The 19,473-nt window shown below is 70.7% G+C and carries 16 protein-coding genes; 3 read left to right on the plus strand and 13 right to left on the minus strand.

Features of this window, described 5'->3' with window-relative positions; all coding sequences use genetic code 11:
* Positions 1-6 precede the first annotated feature (6 nt).
* From CKCBHOJB_RS00460 to CKCBHOJB_RS00505, 10 genes are all read right to left on the minus strand, one after another.
* Positions 7-1,407 (minus strand): HlyD family type I secretion periplasmic adaptor subunit, encoded by a 1,401-nt coding sequence (locus CKCBHOJB_RS00460; RefSeq protein ID WP_281050121.1) that lies wholly within the window; start codon positions 1,405-1,407, stop codon positions 7-9.
* Positions 1,404-3,146: a type I secretion system permease/ATPase gene (locus CKCBHOJB_RS00465; protein WP_281050122.1), complete on the minus strand. Its 1,743-nt coding sequence runs from the start codon at positions 3,144-3,146 to the stop codon at positions 1,404-1,406. Before CKCBHOJB_RS00465 ends, CKCBHOJB_RS00460 begins: the two co-directional genes overlap by 4 nt.
* 115 nt (positions 3,147-3,261) lie before the next feature.
* Positions 3,262-4,071 carry a hypothetical protein gene (locus tag CKCBHOJB_RS00470; RefSeq protein ID WP_281050123.1) on the minus strand — a complete coding sequence of 270 codons (810 nt, stop codon included), beginning with the start codon at positions 4,069-4,071 and terminating at the stop codon, positions 3,262-3,264.
* 137 nt (positions 4,072-4,208) lie between these two features.
* A complete protein-coding gene (locus CKCBHOJB_RS00475; RefSeq protein ID WP_281050124.1) occupies positions 4,209-4,517 on the minus strand; it encodes a PilZ domain-containing protein in 309 nt (102 codons plus the stop codon).
* A 252-nt stretch (positions 4,518-4,769) separates the two neighbouring features.
* Entirely contained in the window at positions 4,770-5,501 is a 732-nt protein-coding gene (locus tag CKCBHOJB_RS00480; RefSeq protein WP_281050125.1) for a response regulator transcription factor, read from the minus strand.
* A 193-nt stretch (positions 5,502-5,694) separates the two neighbouring features.
* Positions 5,695-7,569: a radical SAM protein gene (locus CKCBHOJB_RS00485; RefSeq protein ID WP_281051729.1), complete on the minus strand. Its 1,875-nt coding sequence runs from the start codon at positions 7,567-7,569 to the stop codon at positions 5,695-5,697.
* A gap of 143 nt (positions 7,570-7,712) precedes the next feature.
* On the minus strand, positions 7,713-9,212 hold the full coding sequence (locus tag CKCBHOJB_RS00490; RefSeq protein ID WP_281050126.1) for an AMP nucleosidase: 1,500 nt from the start codon (positions 9,210-9,212) through the stop codon (positions 7,713-7,715).
* Positions 9,213-9,232: 20 nt separating this feature from the next.
* The gene (locus CKCBHOJB_RS00495; RefSeq protein ID WP_281050127.1) at positions 9,233-10,024 is read right to left on the minus strand and encodes an enoyl-CoA hydratase-related protein; all 792 of its coding nucleotides are present in this window, start codon (positions 10,022-10,024) and stop codon (positions 9,233-9,235) included.
* Positions 10,025-10,050: 26 nt separating this feature from the next.
* Positions 10,051-10,560, minus strand: coding sequence for an LEA type 2 family protein (locus tag CKCBHOJB_RS00500; protein ID WP_281050128.1), 510 nt, complete (start codon positions 10,558-10,560; stop codon positions 10,051-10,053).
* 88 nt (positions 10,561-10,648) lie between these two features.
* Complete coding sequence (locus tag CKCBHOJB_RS00505) at positions 10,649-11,257, minus strand: DUF924 family protein (protein ID WP_281050129.1); 609 nt, start codon at positions 11,255-11,257, stop codon at positions 10,649-10,651.
* A 188-nt stretch (positions 11,258-11,445) separates the two neighbouring features.
* Here CKCBHOJB_RS00505 and CKCBHOJB_RS00510 point away from each other — a divergent pair, with 188 nt between their 5' ends.
* Positions 11,446-13,257: an ABC transporter transmembrane domain-containing protein gene (locus CKCBHOJB_RS00510; protein WP_281050130.1), complete on the plus strand. Its 1,812-nt coding sequence runs from the start codon at positions 11,446-11,448 to the stop codon at positions 13,255-13,257.
* 92 nt (positions 13,258-13,349) lie between these two features.
* Here CKCBHOJB_RS00510 and CKCBHOJB_RS00515 read toward each other — a convergent pair whose 3' ends face one another.
* From CKCBHOJB_RS00515 to leuA, 3 genes are all read right to left on the minus strand, one after another.
* Positions 13,350-14,183 (minus strand): DNA ligase, encoded by an 834-nt coding sequence (locus CKCBHOJB_RS00515; RefSeq protein ID WP_281051730.1) that lies wholly within the window; start codon positions 14,181-14,183, stop codon positions 13,350-13,352.
* A 284-nt stretch (positions 14,184-14,467) separates the two neighbouring features.
* Positions 14,468-15,313 carry a DUF3025 domain-containing protein gene (locus CKCBHOJB_RS00520; protein WP_281050131.1) on the minus strand — a complete coding sequence of 282 codons (846 nt, stop codon included), beginning with the start codon at positions 15,311-15,313 and terminating at the stop codon, positions 14,468-14,470.
* 296 nt (positions 15,314-15,609) lie between these two features.
* On the minus strand, positions 15,610-17,322 hold the full coding sequence (gene leuA, locus CKCBHOJB_RS00525) for a 2-isopropylmalate synthase (RefSeq protein ID WP_281050132.1): 1,713 nt from the start codon (positions 17,320-17,322) through the stop codon (positions 15,610-15,612).
* Positions 17,323-17,492: 170 nt separating this feature from the next.
* Here leuA and CKCBHOJB_RS00530 point away from each other — a divergent pair, with 170 nt between their 5' ends.
* Positions 17,493-17,963, plus strand: coding sequence for an Lrp/AsnC family transcriptional regulator (locus tag CKCBHOJB_RS00530; protein WP_281050133.1), 471 nt, complete (start codon positions 17,493-17,495; stop codon positions 17,961-17,963).
* Between the two features lie 154 nt (positions 17,964-18,117).
* Positions 18,118-19,317, plus strand: a complete 1,200-nt coding sequence (hmpA, locus tag CKCBHOJB_RS00535; protein ID WP_281050134.1) for an NO-inducible flavohemoprotein — start codon at positions 18,118-18,120, stop codon at positions 19,315-19,317.
* The last annotated feature ends 156 nt before the right edge of the window (positions 19,318-19,473 follow it).

Raw genomic sequence — 19,473 nt, forward strand, 5'->3', positions numbered from 1 at the left:
GCCCGCTCATTCGCTCAGCGCGGTGGTGAAGCGGCGCAGCAGCGGCCGCAGCAGATACACCATCAGCGAGCGCTCCCCGGTCTTCACCATCACCGTGGTCTGCATGCCCGGCTGCAGGCGCAGGTCGCCCAGGCGTGCCTTCTGCTCCGGCGGCACCCGCACCCGCATCGTGTAGTGGCCCTCGCCGCTGCGCTGATCCACGATCACGTCCGCCGACACCACCTCCACCTGCCCCTGCACCACCGGGCGCTCGACGCGGCTGGCGTAGGCGTCGAAATGCACGTCCGCCGCCAGGCCGGCATGCAGGCGGTCGATGTGCTGGGGCTGCACGCGCGCCTCGACGACGAGCTCGTCGGCCTGCGGCACCACGTCCAGGATGCGCTCGCCGGGCTTGATCACGCCGCCGATGGTGTGGATGGCCAGATCGACCACCACCCCGCTGACCGGCGCCTTCAGCGCCAGGCGGTCGACGGTGTCGCGCTGCGCCGCCAGGCGCTCGCCGAGCACCGCCACCTCGCGCTGCACCTCGGCGAGCTGGGTCTCGACGTTGCGGCGGAACTCGATCTCGAGCTGGGCGTCGCGCATGCGGAACTCCGACAGGCGCGCATTGGTGGCGGCAATGTTGGACAGGTCCTCGCTCTGCCGGCTCTGCACCTCGGCGAGCTGGCGCTCGATGTCGACCAGATGGTTGCGCGACACGAAGCCCTGGTCGTTGAGCTTGCGGTAGGAGGCGAGCTGCTCCTCGAACAGCGCCACCTGCTTCTCGCGTCCGCGGCGCAGGCTGCCGAGGCTGGCGAGCTGGCTCTCCAGGCCGCGCACCGATTCGCGCACGATGCGCTGCTCGCCTTCCAGCGCGCTGCGGCGCGAGGCGAACAGGTCTTCCTGCATGCGCAGCAGCTGCTCCACCGCGGGGTCGTCCGTCCCCGCCGCGGCGAGTTCGGGCGGGACGCGGATCGCCGCGGCGCCGTCGCGTTCGGCATCCAGGCGGGCGCGCATGGCGAGCGCGGTGTGCCACTGGCTGAGCGTGGCATTGAGCGCCGAGCGCGCCTGGGTCTCGTTGAGGATCAGCAGGTCCTCGCCGGCCTGCACCACCTGGCCTTCGCGCACCAGGATGCGCTCGACCACGCCGCCGCTCGGGTGGTCGATGCGCTTGCGGTTGGATTCCACCATCACCACCCCGGCGGCCGGGATGCCCTCGTCCAGCGGCGCCAGCGTCGCCCACAGCAGGAAGCCGCCGAAGCCCAGGGCGAGGATCCACAGTCCGCGGCGGATCACGCTGCGGTAGTCGGTGTCGGGAAACTGCACGGTCTCGCCGGCATGCAGCTCGAGCACGCCGGCCAGCGGGTGTGCCTTCGTCGCCGGCTGGCGATCGGCGGCATGCATGGATTGCGGGAAGTTGGTGCTCATGCCGCGGCCTCCTCCTCGATCCGCGCCTGGGGTCCGGCGCCGGCGGCGCGTGCCAGCGCCGGCATGGACTTGAAGATCGCGTCGCGCGGGCCGTAGGCCTTGATCGCGCCGTCGGCGAGGATCATCACCGCGTCGGCGATGGCGAGCAGGTTGAGGCGGTGGGTCATCACGAACACCGTGCTGCGCGCGCGGCGGAGGTCCTGCAGCGCGGCCAGCAGCGCGGCGTCGCCGGCCTCGTCGAGGTTGGCGTTGGGCTCGTCGAGCACCACCAGCGCCGGGGAGCCGTACAGCGCGCGCGCCAGGCCGATGCGCTGGCGCTGGCCGCCCGACAGCGCCAGCCCGCGCTCGCCGATCGGCGTGTCGTAGCCCTCGGGCAGGTGCAGGATCATGTCGTGCACGCCGGCGCGGCGCGCCGCCTCGACGATGCGGGCGTCGTCGCGCTCGCCGAAGCGGGCGATGTTCTCCGCCACCGTGCCCTCGAACAGCTCGACGTCCTGCGGCAGGTAGCCGAGCCAGGGGCCGAGTTCCTCCTTGTCCCACTTCGCGAGTTTGGCGTTGTCCAGGCGCAGGCTGCCGGCGAGCGGCGGCCACACGCCGACCAGGCCGCGCGCCAGGCTGGACTTGCCCGAGGCGCTCGGCCCGATCACCGCCACCAGCATGCCCGGCTTGGCGCCGAAGGAAACGCCCTTGACCACCGGGTTGCGGCTGCCGGGCGCGGCCAGCACCAGATTGTCGGCGAGCACGAGGCCCTGCGGGCGCGGCAGCGCGGTGCGCTCGCGCGCGGCCGGCGCGCCGGACAGAAGTTCGGCCAGGCGGGCATGGGCGCCGCGCGCCGACACCGTGCTGCGCCAGGTGCCGATCGCCAGGTCCACCGGCGCCAGCGCGCGTCCGAGCAGGATGGAGCCGGCGATCATGCCGCCGGCGGTGAGCTGGTTGTCCAGCACCAGCAGCGCGCCCAGGCCGAGGATGCCGGACTGCGCGAGCAGGCGGGTGAAGCGGCTCGCCGCGCCGACCCAGGCGGCACGCTCGCTGGCCTCGGCCTGCAGGCGCAGCACCCCGGCCTGGCGGACCTGCCAGCGCCGGCGCAGGTTGCCGAGCATGCCCATGGCCTCGATCACCTCGGCGTTGCGCAGATTGCTGCCGGCGTAGTTGCCGGCGGCGGTGGCGAGCCGGTTGGCCTCGCCCAGCGGCGCCGCGGTGAGCTTCTCGTTGGCCCACGCCAGCGCCACCAGCAGCGCCGCCGCCACCAGCCCGAACAGGCCCAGCCAGGGGCTGAGCAGGAAGATCACGGCCAGGTAGATCGGCGCCCACGGCGCGTCGAAGAAGGCGAGCAGGCCCTTGCCGGTGAGGAACTGGCGCAGGTTGCTCAGATCTCCCAGCGCCTGCCCGGGGTTGCCGCTGCGGCTGCCGAGGTAGCGGCGGAAGGCGGCGTCGAACACCTGCCCGCCCAGGCGCAGGTCCAGCGCCGAGCTGGCGCGCACCAGCACCCGCGAGCGCACCCACTCCAGCGCCGCCTCCAGCGCATACACGCCGACCATGATCAGGGTCAGCATCAGCAGCGTGAACTCGTTACGGCTGGACAGCACGCGGTCGTAGACCTGCAGCATGTACAGCGTCGGCATCAGCATCAGCAGGTTGATGACGAAGCTGAAGCTGCCGACGGCGAGGAACACGCCGCGCAGGGCCTGCAGCGCGCTGCGCAAGGGATTCGAGGCGGGGGCGGGGGATGCGGCGTTCATGGCGGCAGACTGTAGCGGAGGGGCCCGCAGCGCATGCGGCAATAGCGCACGAGGCGCACGAAAAAAGCCGACGCGCGGGCGTCGGCTTTCGGGGGGTGCAGCTGGTCGCTGCGGATCAGACGAAGTTGAACTCGACGTGGTTCCAAACATCCTCGCCGCCGGCATAGCCGAGCAGGGTGATGGACATGCCGTCGTCGAGGGTCAGGCGGGTGTCGTCGCCCGCAGCACCGCCGAATTCCGCGACATCGACGTCGAACTGGGCCTTGAAGGCGTCCGTCAGCGCTTGCTTCTCCGCGTCGCTGAGGGTCGTGACGTCGCCTTCCACATCGACCGTGAAGAAGAGCTTGTCGCTCTTCTCAGGCTCGGTCTGGTTGACCTGGAAGTCGGTGATGGTGTCCTTGCCGTCCGTGCTGCTTACGGTCGTCTCGCCGCCCCAGTCGTAGCTATCGTCCAGATCCCAGTAGCTGCGGGTCTGGGTGGCCTTGCCCTTGGTCCAGCTGAAGCTCTCTACGTCGCCGAAGATCGCGTCGAGGTCCTGCTGCACGCCGTCGACCAGGATGTGCGGCTGGCTGCCGTCGAGGTCGTTCTGGTTGAGTCCGATGGTGATCTCGCCTTCCCAGCCGAAGTGCTCCGCCAGGCCCTTCCAGCCGTCGTCACCGCCGAACACCAGGTAGTTCAGCCAGGCAGTGTAGGTGGTGGACAGCGTGCTTTGGCTGTCGAGGCTCACGCCCAGGTCGGTGAGGTAGGCGGCGTAGCTCTGCGGGGCACTGGCCGCAGCGCCGACTTCGAGGGTGTAGCTGTACTTGAACGTGTCGGCGCCGTTGCCGCCGGTCAGCGTGTCGTCGCCTGCGCCGCCGATGAGCGTGTCATCGCCGTTGCCAGCATCGATGGTGTCATTGCCACCTAGACCATCGAATACATCCATGCCTGCAGTCGCGTTGTGACCATCCTTTCCGCCTACGGACGCCAGACTGGTCGTGCTGTCTGCATCCTCGGTACCGACGAAAAGCTCGACACCGTCTTCTTTCTCAACGAACGTGAATGCCATTTCCTCTTCTCCTGTCAGTTTCGCCATGAAGTGACTTCAATGCGCGAGTCGGTCATGCGTACGGCAATGCCTGTGCACCCACACCGTGGCTCTTTTCTCACCACCCGGCCGCTGCAATGCATGTGCATCGGTCCGAGCGGGGTACTCATGTCGATGTCGAAGCGCACATCCGCCTCCGCGCCGACGTCCTCCTCCAGTTCCAGGAACACGCCCTCGTCGCTGACATCGCGCGTCCACCCCCGCAGCGCGCCCAGCTTCACCGGCCAGGTCACGCGGACCCGTTCGTGTGCGCGTTTGCAGAAGGGCTCGGATCGCGTGTTCATGGGGTGGAAGTGTGCTGATGCGCGCCTGCCCCGGCATCGGCGGAGGCTCCCGATCTCGCCCCCACGGATGTCCCGCCCGGCAGCGGGAGAAACGGCGGACTCCTCCTGCGGCAGGCAGGAGGTTTGTCCTGCATGCGTGAAATGGCGCCCGAGGCGGGCGTGGACGGGCGAGCGGCCGACGTGGGTCGGCCGCTGCGGGGTTGCGATGGAGGCGCGGCGCGGGCAGGCCGTGAGGCTGCCTCGCGCGGGGGATCAGCCCGGGAGCGGCATGCCGCCGCCGAGGCGGTCGCGCTGGCGCTGCACGCCGGAGGCGTGCTCCAGGCGGTCGCCCAGGCGGTGCTCGAAGGCGTAGGCGAGCAGCCCGTTACGGCCGGCGACGCCGAACTTGTCGTAGATCGAGGTGAGGTGGTTGCGCAGCGTGCTTTCGCTGATGTGCAGCCGGCGTGCGATCGCCTTGCCGGGCTCGGCGCTGTGGCGCAGCAGGCAGACGAGGATGTCCTGCTCGCGCTCGGTGAGTTCGGCGAGGCGTTCGGCGATCGGGTCGCTGTGCGCGCCGGCGCTCTGGCGCGAGAAGGCGACGAAGATGCGCCCGGTGGCTTCGCGGTCGAGCCAGATCTGCCCGGCGCGCACCTTTTCCAGCGCGGTGAGGAAGAGTTCGGGGGCGACGTCGCTGCCGATGACGCCGCGCGCGCCGGCAAGCACCGCGCGGTCCTGCAGCATGCGGTCGGCGAGGCGGCTGAGCAGCAGCACCGGTACCTGGCGGGCGTGGGCGTGCAGGGCTTCGACCGCGGCCAGCACCTGCTCGGGCGCGAAGTCGATGTCGAGCAGGACGAGATCGGCGTGAGCCTGGCTGACGACTTGCGGCAGGGCGTCGAAACCCTGCGCGGTCCCGACCAGCATGAAGCGCTGCGGATGCTGGGCGAGCAAGGCCTCGATGCCGTGGAGCATCAGGCGGAAATTGCTGACCAGAAAAACGCGAACCATCGATGTCGCCCCGTGAGCTGCCGAATGTCATGCCCTGCCCGGCCGGACACCGGGAGCACCGGCCCGATGCTTGCATAAGGTGGACCGGGTCAAAAGCCATGATGGGCAACGGGTGTGACAAATTCGCCGTTCCGCGCCAGTTATCGGCACCGGCCCGCCGTGGCGGGCGCCGATAACTGGCCCACGGCGAGGCTCAACCCTCCAGCGCGCGCGCGATGAAGTGCCTGGCCACGCGCGGGCGCGGCACCTTGTCCTCGAACCAGCTGCGCACGTCGGTATCGAGCCCGATGCCGTGCATGTAGTTGTACAGCGCCTTGTTGAGCGCGCGGCCGAGGCGGTCGTGGTCGACACCGGTGGGGTCGATGAAGCCGACGTCGTTCTTCGCGAAGGTCACCTCGGGCAGCGGCTTCAGGGTGACGCCGAACTCCTCCGGGTGCTTGCCCACCGGCGAATGCACGGTGCATGCGAAGCGGTGGAAGAAGCCGGACTGGATGCAGCCGGCGGCGAACAGCTGGCGCACGTATTCGAGCGCATCCACGGTGTCGTGCACGGTCTGGGTCGGGAAGCCGTACATCAGGTAGGCGTGCACCAGCACCCCGGCCGCGGTGAAGGCGTGGGTGACGCGCGCCACCTGCTCCACCGACACGCCCTTCTTCATCAGCTGCAGCAGGCGGTCCGAGGCGACCTCCAGCCCGCCGGAGACCGCGATGCAGCCGCTGTCGGCGAGCAGCTGGCAGAGCTCGGGGGTGAAGGACTTCTCGAAGCGGATGTTGCCCCACCACGAGATCGCGACGCCGCGGCGCAGCAGCTCCTCGGCGAGCGCGCGCAAGGCCTTGGGCGGCGCGGCCTCGTCCACGAAGTGGAAGCCGGTCTGCCCGGTCTCGGCGATGATGGCCTCGATGCGGTCGACCAGCAGGGTGGCGGCGGCGCCGTCGTAGCGCCCGATGTAATCCAGGCTGATGTCGCAGAAGGTGCACTTCTTCCAGTAGCAGCCGTGGGCCACGGTGAGCTTGTTCCAGCGCCCGTCCGACCACAGCCGGTGCATCGGGTTGAGCATGTCGAGCACCGACAGGTAGCCGTCCAGCGGCAGGCCGTCCCACGTCGGGGTGCCGACCTCGGCGAAGGGGACGTCGGGTTCGGCGAGGTTGATGTAGCGGACTTGCGCGGTGTCCGGGTCGCGCACGAAGGTGCGCACCAGGCGCGACCTGCCGCGCCTGCCCCGCAGGTGCTCGAGCAGCGCCAGCAGCGGGCGCTCGCCGTCGTCCAGCGTGACGTAGTCGAAATGATCGAACACCCGCGGCTCGGCCAGCTCGCGCAGCTCGGTATTGACGAAGCCGCCGCCGAGCACGGTGACGATCTCCGGATGCGCGGCCTTGATCGCCTGCGCGATGCGGAAGGCGCCGTAGACCGAGCCGGGGAAGGGCGTGGAGACGAGAACCAGTTGCGGCCGGTGGCGGGCGATGGCCTCCAGGGTGAGTTCGCGCAGGTAGTCGTCCACCAGCGTCGGCTTGGCGGCCAGCGCGGCGGCGAGGGGCTCGAAGGTCGGCTGGCTCATCGCCAGCGACTCGGCATAGCGCACGAACTCGAAGCGGGGGTCGACCGCGTCGCGCAGGATGTCGGCGAGCTCGTTGAGGTACAGCGTCGCCAGGTGGCGCGCGCGGTCTGCCAGGCCGAGCGCGCCGAAGGCCCAGGCGAGCGGGTCGCCGCCCTCGGGGTCGTCGGGGTCGACATAGGCGTCGACCGCATCGTAGCGCGGACCCTCGGGCAGGAAGGTCCGGCTGGCGATGCGGTGGGCGATGGTCGGGTCGCGGCCCTGCAGGAAGGCGATGGTGGGGCCGACGGTGTAGCGGTAGCGCGCGAAGTGCTCGATGAAGCCCTGCACCAGCGGCGTGCGCCGCTTCTTCGGCAGGGCCTCGGCGCAGGCGCGGATGTCGTCCAGGCCGGCGGGCGAGAGCAGGCGCAGCACCAGCTTCAGCGCCAGGTCCTCCTGCACCGCGTCCACGCCGCGCGAGCGCAGGAAGCCGGTGAGGTAGGCGGTGGACGGGTACGGCGTGTTGAGCTGCGTCATCGGCGGGATGACGGAGAGCACGCGCAGCGCGCCGGCGGCCTGCCCGGTGGCGGCGGGCGGCGCGGTGGTTTCTGATGGGGTGGGCGGCGCGGTGGCGGACATGGCGGATCGATTCGGGTGGGCGCGCGAGGATGCCGCAGCCGCTACTGGAACGCCACCTCGGCGAAGCTGCGCAGCTTGCGGCTGTGCAGGCGGTCGACGCCCTGCTCGCGCAGCTGCTCGAGCGCGCGGATGCCGATGCGCAGGTGCTGGTCGACGCGCTCGCGGTAGAACTTGTCGGCCATGCCGGGCAGCTTGATCTCGCCGTGCAGCGGCTTGTCGCTGACGCACAGCAGGGTGCCGTAGGGCACGCGGAAGCGGAAACCGTTGGCGGCGATGGTGGCGGACTCCATGTCCAGCGCCACCGCGCGGCTCTGGCTGAAGCGGCGCTCGGGGCTAGTCGACATGCCGTGCGAGGGCAGCAGCTCCCAGTTGCGGTTGTCGGTGCTGGCGACGGTGCCGGTACGCATCAGGCGCTTGAGCTCGTAGCCGGACAACTGCGTGACCTCGGCCACCGCGGCCTCGAGCGCCACCTGCACCTCGGCGAGCGGCGGGATCGGCACCCAGGGCGGCAGCTCTTCGTCGAGCACGTGGTCCTCGCGCACGTAGCCGTGGGCGAGCACGTAGTCGCCCAGGTGCTGGCTGTTGCGCAGCCCGGCGCAGTGGCCGAGCATGATCCACGCATGGGGGCGGAGCACCGCGATGTGGTCGGTGATGGTCTTGGCGTTGGCCGGGCCGACGCCGATATTGACCATGGTGATGCCGCCGCGGTCGCCGCGCACCAGGTGGTAGGCCGGCATCTGCGGCAGGCGCGGCGGCGGGTTGCCCTCGGCGTCCTCGGCCTGTGGCGGAAGGTCGGCGCGGCGTGTGACCACGTTGCCCGGCTCGACGAAGGCCTCGTAGCCGTGGCCGGAGGCGGTATCGGCCATGAGCTCGCGGCCGAGGCGGATGAACTCGTCGATGTAGAACTGGTAGTTGGTGAACAGCACGAAGTTCTGGAAGTGCGCCGGCCGCGTGCCGGTGTAGTGGCGCAGCCGGTGCAGCGAGTAATCCACCCGCGGCGCGGTGAACAGCGCCAGCGGATGAGGCTCGCCCGGGCCGGGCTCGAAGGTGCCGTTGGCGATGCCGTCGTCCATCGCGCCGAGATCGGGCAGGTCGAAGTGGTCGCGCAGCAGGCGGCGGCGCGCGGGGCCGAGGTGGCCTTCCAGGTAGTCGTGCTCGGGCAGGGCGAAATGCACCGGGATCGGCTGCGTGCTGCTGCCCACCTGCAGCGCCACGCCGTGGTTCTCCACCAGCAAGCGGAACTGCTCCAGGTAGTAGTCGGCGAACAGGTCCGGTCGCGTCAGCGTGGTCTCGAACACGCCCGGCCCGGCGACGAAACCGTAGGACAGGCGCGAATCCGCGCGCGCCACGGTGTCGGTGCGCACGCGCAGCAGCGGATAGCAGGCACGCACGTGGCGGCCGACGTCGGCGCCATCGACGTAGTGCTGCAGGCCGCGGCGCAGGTGGTCGACCGCGAGGTCGTAGATCTCGTGCACCCGGGTCAATGCCGCCGCCGGATCGGCGAAATCCTCGACGTCGAACTGGGGGGCGTGGCCGTCCATCGTTTGCGTGTGCTCGTGGTTCAGGAGCGCGCGAGCATGCGGTTGACCGCCTCGAGGTGCTCGGGCTCGTTGTGGCACATGCCCTGGAAGGCGGCGCACAGGTCGAGGAAGTCCTTGAGTTCCATGCGCTGCGCCATCTTCATCAGGCGCTTGGTCAGGCGAAGGGCCTTCGGCGGCTGGGCGGCGAAGCGCGCGGCCAGCTCGTGGGCGCGCGTCAGCAGCTGCTCGGGCTCGACCACCTCGAGCACGATGCCCAGCGTCTTCGCCTCCTCGGCGCCGACGATGCGGCCCGATAGCGTGAGCTCGAAGGCCTGCTGGTAGCCGATCAGGCGCTGCATGAACCAGGCGCCGCCGTCGCCGGGGATGATGCCCAGGTTGAGGAAGGTCTCGCCGAACTTCGCGCGGGTGGAAGCGATGCGGATGTCGGCCATGTTGGCGAGGTCGAAGCCGGCGCCGATCGCCGGGCCATTGACCGCGGCGATGATCGGCACCTCGACCGCCTGCAGCGCCAGCGGGATGCGCTGGATGCCGCGGCGATAGCGGGTGGCGACCTCGGCCACGTCGCCGGCGAAGTCGCCGCCGCGCGCAGCCATGTCCTTGACGTTGCCACCGGCCGAGAAAGCCGAGCCTTCGCCGGTGATGACGAGCACCGAGACCTCGTCGCAGGTGTTCACCCAGTCGGCGACGTTGACGATGTCGTCGATCAGCGCGGTGCCGGTGAGCGCGTTGCGCACGTCGTCGCGCGCCAGCGTGAGGGTGGCGACGCGGTTGTCGAGTTGCAGGCGGGCGTCGTGGACGGTGGGCAGGGTCATCGTTCGGTCTCCTTGTGCGCGCGGGTTCAGCGCGGGGTCTTGAGCGGGTCGGGCAGCTTCAGGGTACCGGAATCGGAGAAGCGCATGCCGCCGAGCAGGCCGCCGGCGAGCCGGCCGCGCAGCGCGTAGGGCACCTCGGCCTTGCCCTCGCCCTCGATGACGCCGAGCGCCTGGCGCACCACCGCGATCGCCGACACCGACACCGGGATCTCGATCAGCGTCTCGCCGAAGCGCGGCACGCTGCCGGCGCGGTCGCTGACGCCGCTGGCGAAGGGGCGGCCGTTGAGGTCGAGGTCGAGCGCCAGGCCGTCGAAGTCGATCGCGGTCTCGTTGGGGTTCTGCACCCGCAGCTTGACCTTGAAGCGCATCTCCATGCCCTCGCCGGGGATGGGCTCGAGGCCGACGACGTTGATGCGTACCGGCTCGCGATGCACCAGGCTGGCGCAGCCGGCGAGGCCGAGCACGAGCAGGGCGCCGAGCAGCAGCAGGAAGCTGCGCAGGGTGTTCGGGCGAGGCAGGGCAGGATGGCTGTGCATGGCGACGATCTCCAGCGGTGAGCGGGCACGCCGGTGGCGGCACCTGTGCTGCGATTCTAACAACCCGCCCGGCCAATGCCTGCGGCGCTCAGAATCCCGAGCCCGGTTCGCGCAGGAAGGCCGCCTCCTCGGCGCTCGTCTCCCGTCCGAGGGCGAGGTTGCGGTGCGGAAAGCGCCCGAAGCGCTCGACGATCTCGAGGTGGCGGCGGGCGTAGTCGAGGTAGCCCGCGAAGGCCGGCTGCGCCGCCGGCGCCACGTCCGCGGCGAGCGCGTCGAACAGGCGCACCGCCTCGCGCTGGTCGGCGAGGTCCTCGGAATGCTCCAGCGGCAGGTACAGGAACACGCGCTCGATCGGGCGCGCGGCGCCATCCAGGCCGAGCCGCAGCGCCTCCTTCGCCCAGCGCAGCGCGAGCACGTCGAAGGCGAAGGCCGCGGCCTCGCCGCGCCAGATGTTGCGCGGGAACTGGTCGGTCAGCAGGATCAGCGCCAGCCGCCCGCGCGTCGAGCCGACCCAGCCGTCCAGCTCGCCCACCGCGGCGCGGCGCACCAGCGGCGTGAAGCGCTCGCGGATCTCGGCATCGACCGCGGGCTGCTTCTTCCACCACAGTGCCGACTGGCGGTCGATGATGTCGGTCTCGGTCGCGGTGTCGGCCGCGGGGCCGAACCAGAAGGCGTGGATCGTGTCGGGCGTGTCCATGCGGGGCTCCGTGCGAACGGCCTGCGTCACCGAAGCATAGCCCAGCGCGGGTCTCCACGGGCTGCGGGAGCGCCGGACGGCTTGTTGTTGGGGCTGCCGATGCGTGCCCGAGGCGCCGTTCCGCGATTGCCCGGCCTCGTGGCCTTCGATGTGCACCGCCCCGGTGGGGATGGGGCAATAATCGGATCATGTCCCGCCCAAGCGCCACGACCGCCCCGCTCTCCGCCCTGCGCGGCCTGCTGCCCTTCCTGCGTCCCTACCGCGCGCGGGTGGCGCTCGCCTTCGCGCTGCTGTGCCTGGGCTCGGCGGCGATCCTGGTGGTGCCGCTGGCCTTTCGCGACCTGATCGATGCCGGATTCGGCGGGGTTCCGGCGGGCGGTGAGGCAGCGAGTGGGGCTGCGGACGGTGGCGGGCTGTTCGGCGCCCAGGGCCTGGACGGCCGCTTCGTCGCGCTGTTCGGGCTCGCGGTGTTGTGGGCGGCGGCGGTGGCGGCGCGCTATTACATGGTGTCGTGGATCGGCGAGCGCGTCACCGCCGACCTGCGCGGCGCGGTCTATGCGCGCGTGCTGCGCCAGTCGCCGCAGTTCTTCGAGACCCTGCAGACCGGCGAGGTGCTGTCGCGGCTGACCGGCGACACCACCCTGGTGCAGACGGTGGTGGGTAGCTCGATCTCGATGGGGCTGCGCAGCCTGTTCCAGTTCGTCGGCGGCATGGTGATGCTGGCGGTGACCAGCGTGCAGCTGTTCGGCCTCATCTTCGGGCTGATGGCGTTGCTCGCGCTGCCGATCACCCTCATCGGCCGCCGCGTGCGCAGCCTCTCGCGCGAGGCGCAGGACCGCATCGCCGACGCCTCGGCGCTCGCCGGCGAGATCCTCAACGCCATGCCGACGGTGCAGGCCTTCGGCCAGGAGGAAAGCGAGGCCGCGCGTTTCGCCGCCCGCGCCGAGACCAGCTTCGATACTGCGGTGCGGCGCACCCGGGTGCGCGCGGCGCTCACCGGGCTGATCATCGCCGCGGTGATGGGCACGATCATCTTCGTGCTGTGGATCGGCGCGCGCCAGGTGCAGGCGGGCGCGCTGTCGATGGGCGAGCTCGGCGCCTTCGTGATCTATGCCGCGCTGGTGGCGGGCGGCGCGGGGACGCTGGCCGAGGTGTGGGGCGACGTGATGCGCGCCGCCGGTGCGAGCGGGCGGCTGCTCGAGCTGCTGCGCGCCGAGCCGGTGATCCGCGATCCGGGGATGGCTTGTCCGGCCGCGGCGGCCGGCGAGGCGGGCATCGAACTCGACCGCGTGGTCTTCCGCTACCCGGCTCGCCCGGGCGTGCGCGCGCTCGACGATATCTCCCTGCGCATCGCGCCGGGCGAGAAGGTGGCGCTGGTCGGCCCGTCCGGCGCCGGCAAGACGAGCCTGTTCCAGCTGCTGCTGCGCTTCTACGAGGCGAGCGAGGGTCGCATCCGCATCGGCGGCCGCGACATCCGCGAACTGCCGCTGCGCACCCTGCGCGCCGGCATCGCGATCGTCCCCCAGGACCCGGTGATCTTCTCCGCCAGCGCGCTCGACAACATCCGTTATAGCCGCCCCGACGCCGGCGACGAGGAGGTGATCGCGGCCGCGCGTGCCGCGGCCGCGGACGAGTTCATCGCCCGCCTGCCCGAAGGCTACGCGAGCTTCCTCGGCGAGCGCGGCACCCGGCTCTCGGGCGGCCAGCGCCAGCGCATCGCGATCGCGCGCGCGATCCTCAAGGGCGCGCCCATCCTGCTGCTCGACGAGGCCACCAGCGCGCTCGACGCCGAGTCCGAGATCCTCGTCCAGCAGGGCCTGGCGGCGGCGATGCAGGGCCGTACCACGCTGATCATCGCCCACCGCCTGGCGACGGTGCAGAAGGTGGACCGCATCGTGGTGATGGACGGCGGGCGCATCGTCGAGACCGGCACGCCGGCCGACCTGCGCCGCCGGGGCGGGCTCTACGCACGCCTAGCGGCGCTGCAGCTCGAGGCTTGAGCGGGGCCTCGCGGGGGTGGCGGTTCGTCGGCACGCTGGCGGGCCGCTCGCGCAAGCGTGCCGCGGCCGGCTTCAGGCTGTCTCCGACCGGGTCAAGGCAGCGTGCGCTCGCGCAGGTAGCGCGGAAAACGTGGCATGCCGGCGGGAGTGAGCTCGCGGTAGCGGTAGGTGACGAGCGCGCCGATCGGCGGCGGTGCGGCGCGAATAGCGTCGCTGAGGCCGCTGCCGATGCGGAAGCGCCGGCCGTCGTCCGCCTCCACCAACAGGGAACCGACCTTGCCCTGCAGCCGGCCCTTGCCGGGGGCGTAGCCGACCACGCGCGCCTCGGCGTCCTGCCAGGGGGTGAGCTTGAGCAGCGCCGCGCTGCGCCCGGGCTGCCAGCGGGCGTCGGCGCGGTGCAGCATCAGGCCCTCGCCGCCGCCGGCGACGATTTCGTCGAGCAGGCGCTGCAGGGCGGCGCGGTCGGGGACGCGCCGCTGCGGAATCGTCTGCAGCCAGGGCACGGCGGCGGCGGTGACGATGGCGCGCAGCGTGTGCAGGCGGGCGCTGAAGTCGCCGGTGGCGCCGGGCTGGTCGAAGAGCATGTAGCGCACCTCGCGCCACGCGGGGTCCTGCGGGTCCTCGCGGCGGATCAGGCCGGACAGTTCGTCGAAGCGTCGTCGCCCGATCCACAGCTCGCCGTCCACCGCCGTGGCCGGCAGCGCCGCCAGGAACCATGCCGGGGCGACGATCTCGCGCCCGCTGCGAAAGCGCAGCCGCTGGCCGTCCCACAGCGCACGCACGCCGTCGAGCTTCTCGCTGACCCAGTAGGCGGCAGGATCGATGGCGTCCGTGTAGCGTTCGGCGAGCATCGCCGGCGCCGGGGTGTCCGCGGTCGCGTGGCTTGCCGGCGTGGCGAGGCAAAGCGCGAGCGCGGTCGCGCACAGCGCCAGCGTCCGGCCGAAGCGGCGGGCCTCCGGGCGCGATGGCGATTCCGCCACGGGGACGGGGCGTTGGTACGGCGATGAAGCGTCCCGCGAGCGGCGGGGCGGAGGAGAAGGCATCGGCAATCATCCGGAAAATGATGATTGGATTGTAGGTGCCGTGTCCGGTCGATGCCAATGGTATTCGTCGTCGAGTCGCTGCGGCAGGCGCCGGATCCTGAACGCGAGCGCCATTGCGTCGAGGTGCCCGCATTGCCGGCCGCCCGCTGGTCGCGCTCGGTGCCGGTTCAGGCCCTGCTCGTTCCGCTCGCGGCGGCGCCGAGGGCGTTGCGCCGCGGGCGGAACTGGCGGGTGTCGCGGTAGTAGCCCACGACCTCGTTGTCGGGCGTGACGCCCGGGATGCCGAGCAGCGGCAGTGGCGACAGGCTGCGCGGGCTCAGGGTGTCGAGGGCCGCCGCGAGGTGATCGGCGAGCCAGGCGTCGGTTTCCGCGAGCGCCGCCGCCATGGGCAGGGCCAGCCAGGCGGGCTCGACCACGCGGTAGATCGCCTTCGCGCACAGGCCGACGAAGGGGGCGCGCAGCTGGTCCCAGCTGCCGTGGCCGAGGACGAGGAAGCGGGTGGTCCGCTGCAGGTGCGCGCGCCGGTTCCAGAACGCCTCTTCCCATTCGTGCGCCGCCAGCAGCGCGGGGATCTCGGCGTCGGCCGACACCACGACGATGCCGCATTCATCGAACTGGGTCAGCGCGTCGCGCCGCGGCCCGCGCCCGGGCAGACCGGCGCCTTCGCGGACGCGCAGTTCGGCCAGATGCAGGCGGTTGCAGGCCGATTTGGTGTGTGGCCAGGCGCACCAGGCGAGCGCATTGAAGAAGTCGTGCCAGTCGCCGTCGCGGGTCGGCACCTCGCCGCTGGAGAAGATCTGCGCCTCGTAGCCGGCGGGATCATCCCCGGGCGGCACGAAGCGGATCGGCGCCCCGCCACCGCTGCGCGCGCCGGCTGCGGTCCCGGCGAGCAGGGCGTCGAGCGCTGCATGCGAGGGAACCCCGGGTGCGGTGAAGCGCGCGAGCCAGGGCGCGATCGGCTCGAACAGGGGGTGCCGGGAAAGGGAGGCCGGAGTGTCGTCGACGGTATCCATTGGCGGAATGATGCCCGTTTGACAGCCCTTCCGGGGCGATCGAACGGTCGAGCGGTCGTGTGCGCGAGGTCGGGGAGCCTGGGTGGCGGGCGGGGCGACATTCGCGGCCTTCGGCTGCCCTCGGGGCAGGACGCCGAAGGGGCGGCGACGCAAACTCGTCGCTGCGCTCCTCGGACATGCGTCGCCTTGTTTCCCCTTCGGCGCCCCGCCCCTCGGCGCTCATGACTTCCCGCCCGCCACCCAGGCTCCCCGACCGGATCAGGCGCGCCGCGCCCCCACCTCGGTGACGCCCGCCCTCAGGCCGCGCGCACCGCCGGCGCCGCATCGAGCGCCGGCTGCAGGCGATTGACGCCGCTGAGGATGGCGCGGATCGAGGCGGTGACGATGTTGCTGTCGACCCCCACGCCGTAGCGATCGCCGCCCTGTCCGCCCGCCTCGGTGAGCTCGAGGAAGGCGCAGGCCTGGGCGTTGCCGCCGTCCTCGCTGGGCGCGATCGAGCGCTCCTCGTAGCTGCGCACCTGCACGTCGATGCCGGCGCCGCGCAAGGCGTGGATCGCGGCGTCGATCGGGCCGTTGCCCTCGCCGACGAGCAGGTGGCGGGTGCCGCCGATCTCGACGATCAGGCGGATGCCCTGCGCCGCCCCGTGTTCGAACAGGTGGTGCTCGACGTAGCGCACCGGCTCGACGCTGTCGAGGTAGGTGGCGCGGAAGAGGTCCCAGATCGCCGCCGCCGACATCTCGCCGCCGGTGGCGTCGGTGACCTGCTGCACCTCGCGCGAGAACTCCACCTGCAGGCGGCGTGGCATGACGATGCCGTACTCGGTCTCGAGCAGGTAGGCGATGCCGCCCTTGCCGGACTGGCTATTGACCCGGATCACGGAGTCGTAGCTGCGGCCGACGTCGGCGGGGTCGATCGGGAGGTAGGGCACGTTCCACGGTTGATCGGCCTTTTGAGCCGCGAATCCCTTCTTGATGGCGTCCTGGTGGGAGCCGGAGAAGGCCGTGAATACGAGATCCCCCACATAGGGGTGGCGTGGGTGGATGGGCAACTGGTTGCAGTACTCGACGGTGCGCGCGACCGCGTTGATGTCGGAGAAGTCGAGCCCGGGAGACACGCCCTGGGTGTACATGTTCAAGGCGAGGGTGACGATGTCGACGTTGCCGGTGCGCTCGCCGTTGCCGAACAGGCAGCCCTCGACGCGGTCGGCGCCGGCCATCATGCCGAGCTCGGCGGCGGCCACGCCGCTGCCGCGGTCGTTGTGGGGGTGGAGCGAGAGCACGACGCTGTCGCGACGGGCGAGATTGCGGTGCATCCACTCCACCTGGTCGGCATAGACGTTGGGCGTCGACACTTCGACCGTGGCCGGGAGGTTGAGAATGACCTTGTCGTCCGGCGTCGCGCCCCACTCGGCGGTGACGGCGTCGCAGACTTCGCGGGCGAAGTCGAGCTCGGTGGCGGAGAAGGTCTCGGGGCTGTACTCGAGGCGGATCTCGGTGCCGCATTCCTTCTTCATTTCCGCGCCGATCTGCTTGATCAAACGCACCGCCGACACCGCGAGTGCCACGACCTGCGGTTTCTCCATGCCGAACACCACTTCGCGGAAGGTGGGCGAGGTGGCGTTATAGACGTGGATGATCGCCCGTGGCGCGCCGCGTACCGACTCCATGGTGCGGCGGATGAGGTCCTCGCGCGCCTGGGTGAGCACCTGGATGGTGACGTCCGCCGGGATGTGGCCGCCCTCGATGAGGGTGCGCACGAAGTCGAAGTCGGTCTGCGAGGCGGACGGGAAGCCGATCTCGATCTCCTTGAAGCCGATGTCGCACACGGTGCGGAACATGCGCATCTTGCGCTCGACGTTCATCGGCTCGAACAGCGCCTGGTTGCCGTCGCGCAGGTCGGTGCTCATCCAGATCGGCGCGCGCTCGATGACCTTGTTCGGCCATTGGCGGTCGGCGAGCGCGATCGGGGCGAAGGGGCGGTACTTGGCGGCGGGGGTCTGCAACATCATGGCGCGGTCCTCGTGGGCATGGCGTGATTCGATGGACGAAAGTTTACGCCGGAGGCCGTGGCAGACGATTGCGTTGTTGTGCTGCGATAGGGTGTTTTGGTGCAGAAAAGTTCACTAATGTACTAATAAGTGAAATGATCTGCCGATCTTGAAACGAACGGGGCCCGATCATGCAACTCGACCGCTACGACCGCCAGATCCTGGAGCTGCTGCAGCAGGACGGCCGCATCAGCAACCAGGATCTCGCCGACCGCATCGCGCTGTCGCCCTCGTCCTGCCTGCGCCGGTTGCGCGCGCTGGAGGAGTCCGGCCTCGTGCGCGGCTACCGTGCGCTGCTCGACGCGCGCAAGCTCGGCCTGTCGCTGATGGCGCTGATCCACATCTCGATGGACCGCCACACGCCCGAGCGCTTCGGCCATTTCGAGGCCGCGGTCGGCGCGATTCCCGAAGTGCTGGAGTGCCTGCTGATCACCGGCCAGGACGCCGACTACCAGCTCAAGGTGGTGGTCGCCGACATGGACGCCTATCAGGAGCTGCTGCTCGAGCGCATCACCCGCATCCCCGGCGTGACCGGGGTGCATTCGAGCTTCGTGCTGCGGCGGGTGATCGACAAGACCGCGCTGCCGCTGCCCGGCGCCTGAGGGCGGCGCGTGCACAAACTGGATATATGTCACGCTGTGAGTGGATAGCGCCTGCGGCCGTCGGCGTCCATGATCCGTGGCCTGCGTGGCGCTCGCGCTGCGCTCGAGCCAAACCGACATGAAGTCCGCCGTGCGCGGACCCCAAGGAGACGATATGGACGCCCGCGTTCGCGAACTGGTCAAGGCCACCATCCCGGTGCTCAAGGAGCACGGCGTGGCGCTGACCACCTATTTCTACCAGCGCCTGTTCCGCCACAACCCGGAACTGAAGAACATCTTCAACCAGTCGCACAACGAGACCGGCAAGCAGCCGGTGGCGCTGGCGATGGCGGTGCTGGCCTACGCCGAGAACATCGACGACCCCTCGGTGCTGGCGCCGGTGATCACGCTGATCGCCAACAAGCACGCCAGCGTGGGCATCCGTGCCGAGCACTACCCGATCGTCGGCAAGCACCTGCTGGCCTCGATCCGCGAGGTGCTGGGCGACGCCGCCAGCGACGAGCTGATCGCCGCCTGGGGCGTGGCCTACGGCGCGCTCGCCGACGTCTTCATCGAGGCCGAGTCCAAGCTCTACGACCAGGCCTGCAACGCGGATGGCGGCTGGAGCGGCTGGCGCAGCTTCCGCATCATCGACAAGGTGCGCGAGAGCGAGGAGATCACCTCCTTCCACCTCGTGCCCTGCGACGGCGGCCCGCTGCCGGGCTATCGTGCCGGCCAATACACCACCGCACGCGTGTTCGTGCCCGAACTGGGCGTGATGCAGCTGCGCCAGTACACGCTGTCGATCGCGCCGGGAGCCATGCACTTCCGCATCTCGGTCAAGCGCGAGCCCGCGGGCGCGACGTCGCCGGCCGGCCGGGTGTCGAACCGCCTGCACGACTTCTACCAGGTCGGCGACATGCTCGAGCTGGCGCCGCCCTTCGGCGAGTTCTTCCTCGACGAGACCCACGACGGGCCGGTGGTGCTGATCAGCGGCGGGGTCGGCATCACGCCGATGATGGCGATGCTCGACCGCCTGGTGGCGAGCGCGCCGTCGCGCCCGGTGCAGTTCGTGCATGCCTGCCGCAATGCCGCGGTGTTCGCCTTCGGCGCGCATCTGGCGAAGGTGGCGGAGCGCAATCCGCAGGTGAAGCTGCATCTGTTCCACGACGAGGGTCCGGTCGCCGCGCCGGTGCAGTCCGGTCGGGTCGACCTGCGCGCGCTTGCGGGCGAGGTGCTGGCGGAAGGGGCCGATTACTACCTGTGCGGTCCGCTCGGCTTCCTTGAGGCGCAGATCGCGACGCTGCACGAGCTGGGGGTGGAGTCGGCGCGCATCCATGCGGAGCTGTTCGACACGGGTGGTATCGCGACCTGAAAGGCCGGGCGCGGCTTCGGCTTCGATTCGGCCGCGGGGCCGGGCGCGGCTTCGATTCGGCCGCGGGGCCGGGGTGGCGCTCGCCGCCTGCACTCGCGGCCCCTCGCGTGCGCTCGGGGCTGCCCTCGGCGGAGGATGGCGCGGTGGCGGCGACGC

The sequence above is a fragment of the Thauera sp. GDN1 genome, from assembly GCF_029223545.1.
Classification (GTDB): Bacteria; Pseudomonadota; Gammaproteobacteria; order Burkholderiales; family Rhodocyclaceae; genus Thauera.

Coding starts and splice junctions, on each gene's coding strand:
- CKCBHOJB_RS00520 (WP_281050131.1), bottom strand. CDS start 15,313: ATGGATACCGTCGACGACACTCCGGCCTCCCTTTCCCGGCACCCCCTG.
- CKCBHOJB_RS00490 (WP_281050126.1), bottom strand. CDS start 9,212: ATGGACGGCCACGCCCCCCAGTTCGACGTCGAGGATTTCGCCGATCCG.
- CKCBHOJB_RS00530 (WP_281050133.1), top strand. CDS start 17,493: ATGCAACTCGACCGCTACGACCGCCAGATCCTGGAGCTGCTGCAGCAG.
- CKCBHOJB_RS00470 (WP_281050123.1), bottom strand. CDS start 4,071: ATGGATGTATTCGATGGTCTAGGTGGCAATGACACCATCGATGCTGGC.
- CKCBHOJB_RS00480 (WP_281050125.1), bottom strand. CDS start 5,501: ATGGTTCGCGTTTTTCTGGTCAGCAATTTCCGCCTGATGCTCCACGGC.
- CKCBHOJB_RS00500 (WP_281050128.1), bottom strand. CDS start 10,560: ATGCACAGCCATCCTGCCCTGCCTCGCCCGAACACCCTGCGCAGCTTC.
- CKCBHOJB_RS00465 (WP_281050122.1), bottom strand. CDS start 3,146: ATGAACGCCGCATCCCCCGCCCCCGCCTCGAATCCCTTGCGCAGCGCG.
- CKCBHOJB_RS00495 (WP_281050127.1), bottom strand. CDS start 10,024: ATGACCCTGCCCACCGTCCACGACGCCCGCCTGCAACTCGACAACCGC.
- leuA (WP_281050132.1), bottom strand. CDS start 17,322: ATGATGTTGCAGACCCCCGCCGCCAAGTACCGCCCCTTCGCCCCGATC.
- CKCBHOJB_RS00475 (WP_281050124.1), bottom strand. CDS start 4,517: ATGAACACGCGATCCGAGCCCTTCTGCAAACGCGCACACGAACGGGTC.
- CKCBHOJB_RS00505 (WP_281050129.1), bottom strand. CDS start 11,257: ATGGACACGCCCGACACGATCCACGCCTTCTGGTTCGGCCCCGCGGCC.
- CKCBHOJB_RS00510 (WP_281050130.1), top strand. CDS start 11,446: ATGTCCCGCCCAAGCGCCACGACCGCCCCGCTCTCCGCCCTGCGCGGC.
- hmpA (WP_281050134.1), top strand. CDS start 18,118: ATGGACGCCCGCGTTCGCGAACTGGTCAAGGCCACCATCCCGGTGCTC.
- CKCBHOJB_RS00460 (WP_281050121.1), bottom strand. CDS start 1,407: ATGAGCACCAACTTCCCGCAATCCATGCATGCCGCCGATCGCCAGCCG.
- CKCBHOJB_RS00485 (WP_281051729.1), bottom strand. CDS start 7,569: ATGACGCAGCTCAACACGCCGTACCCGTCCACCGCCTACCTCACCGGC.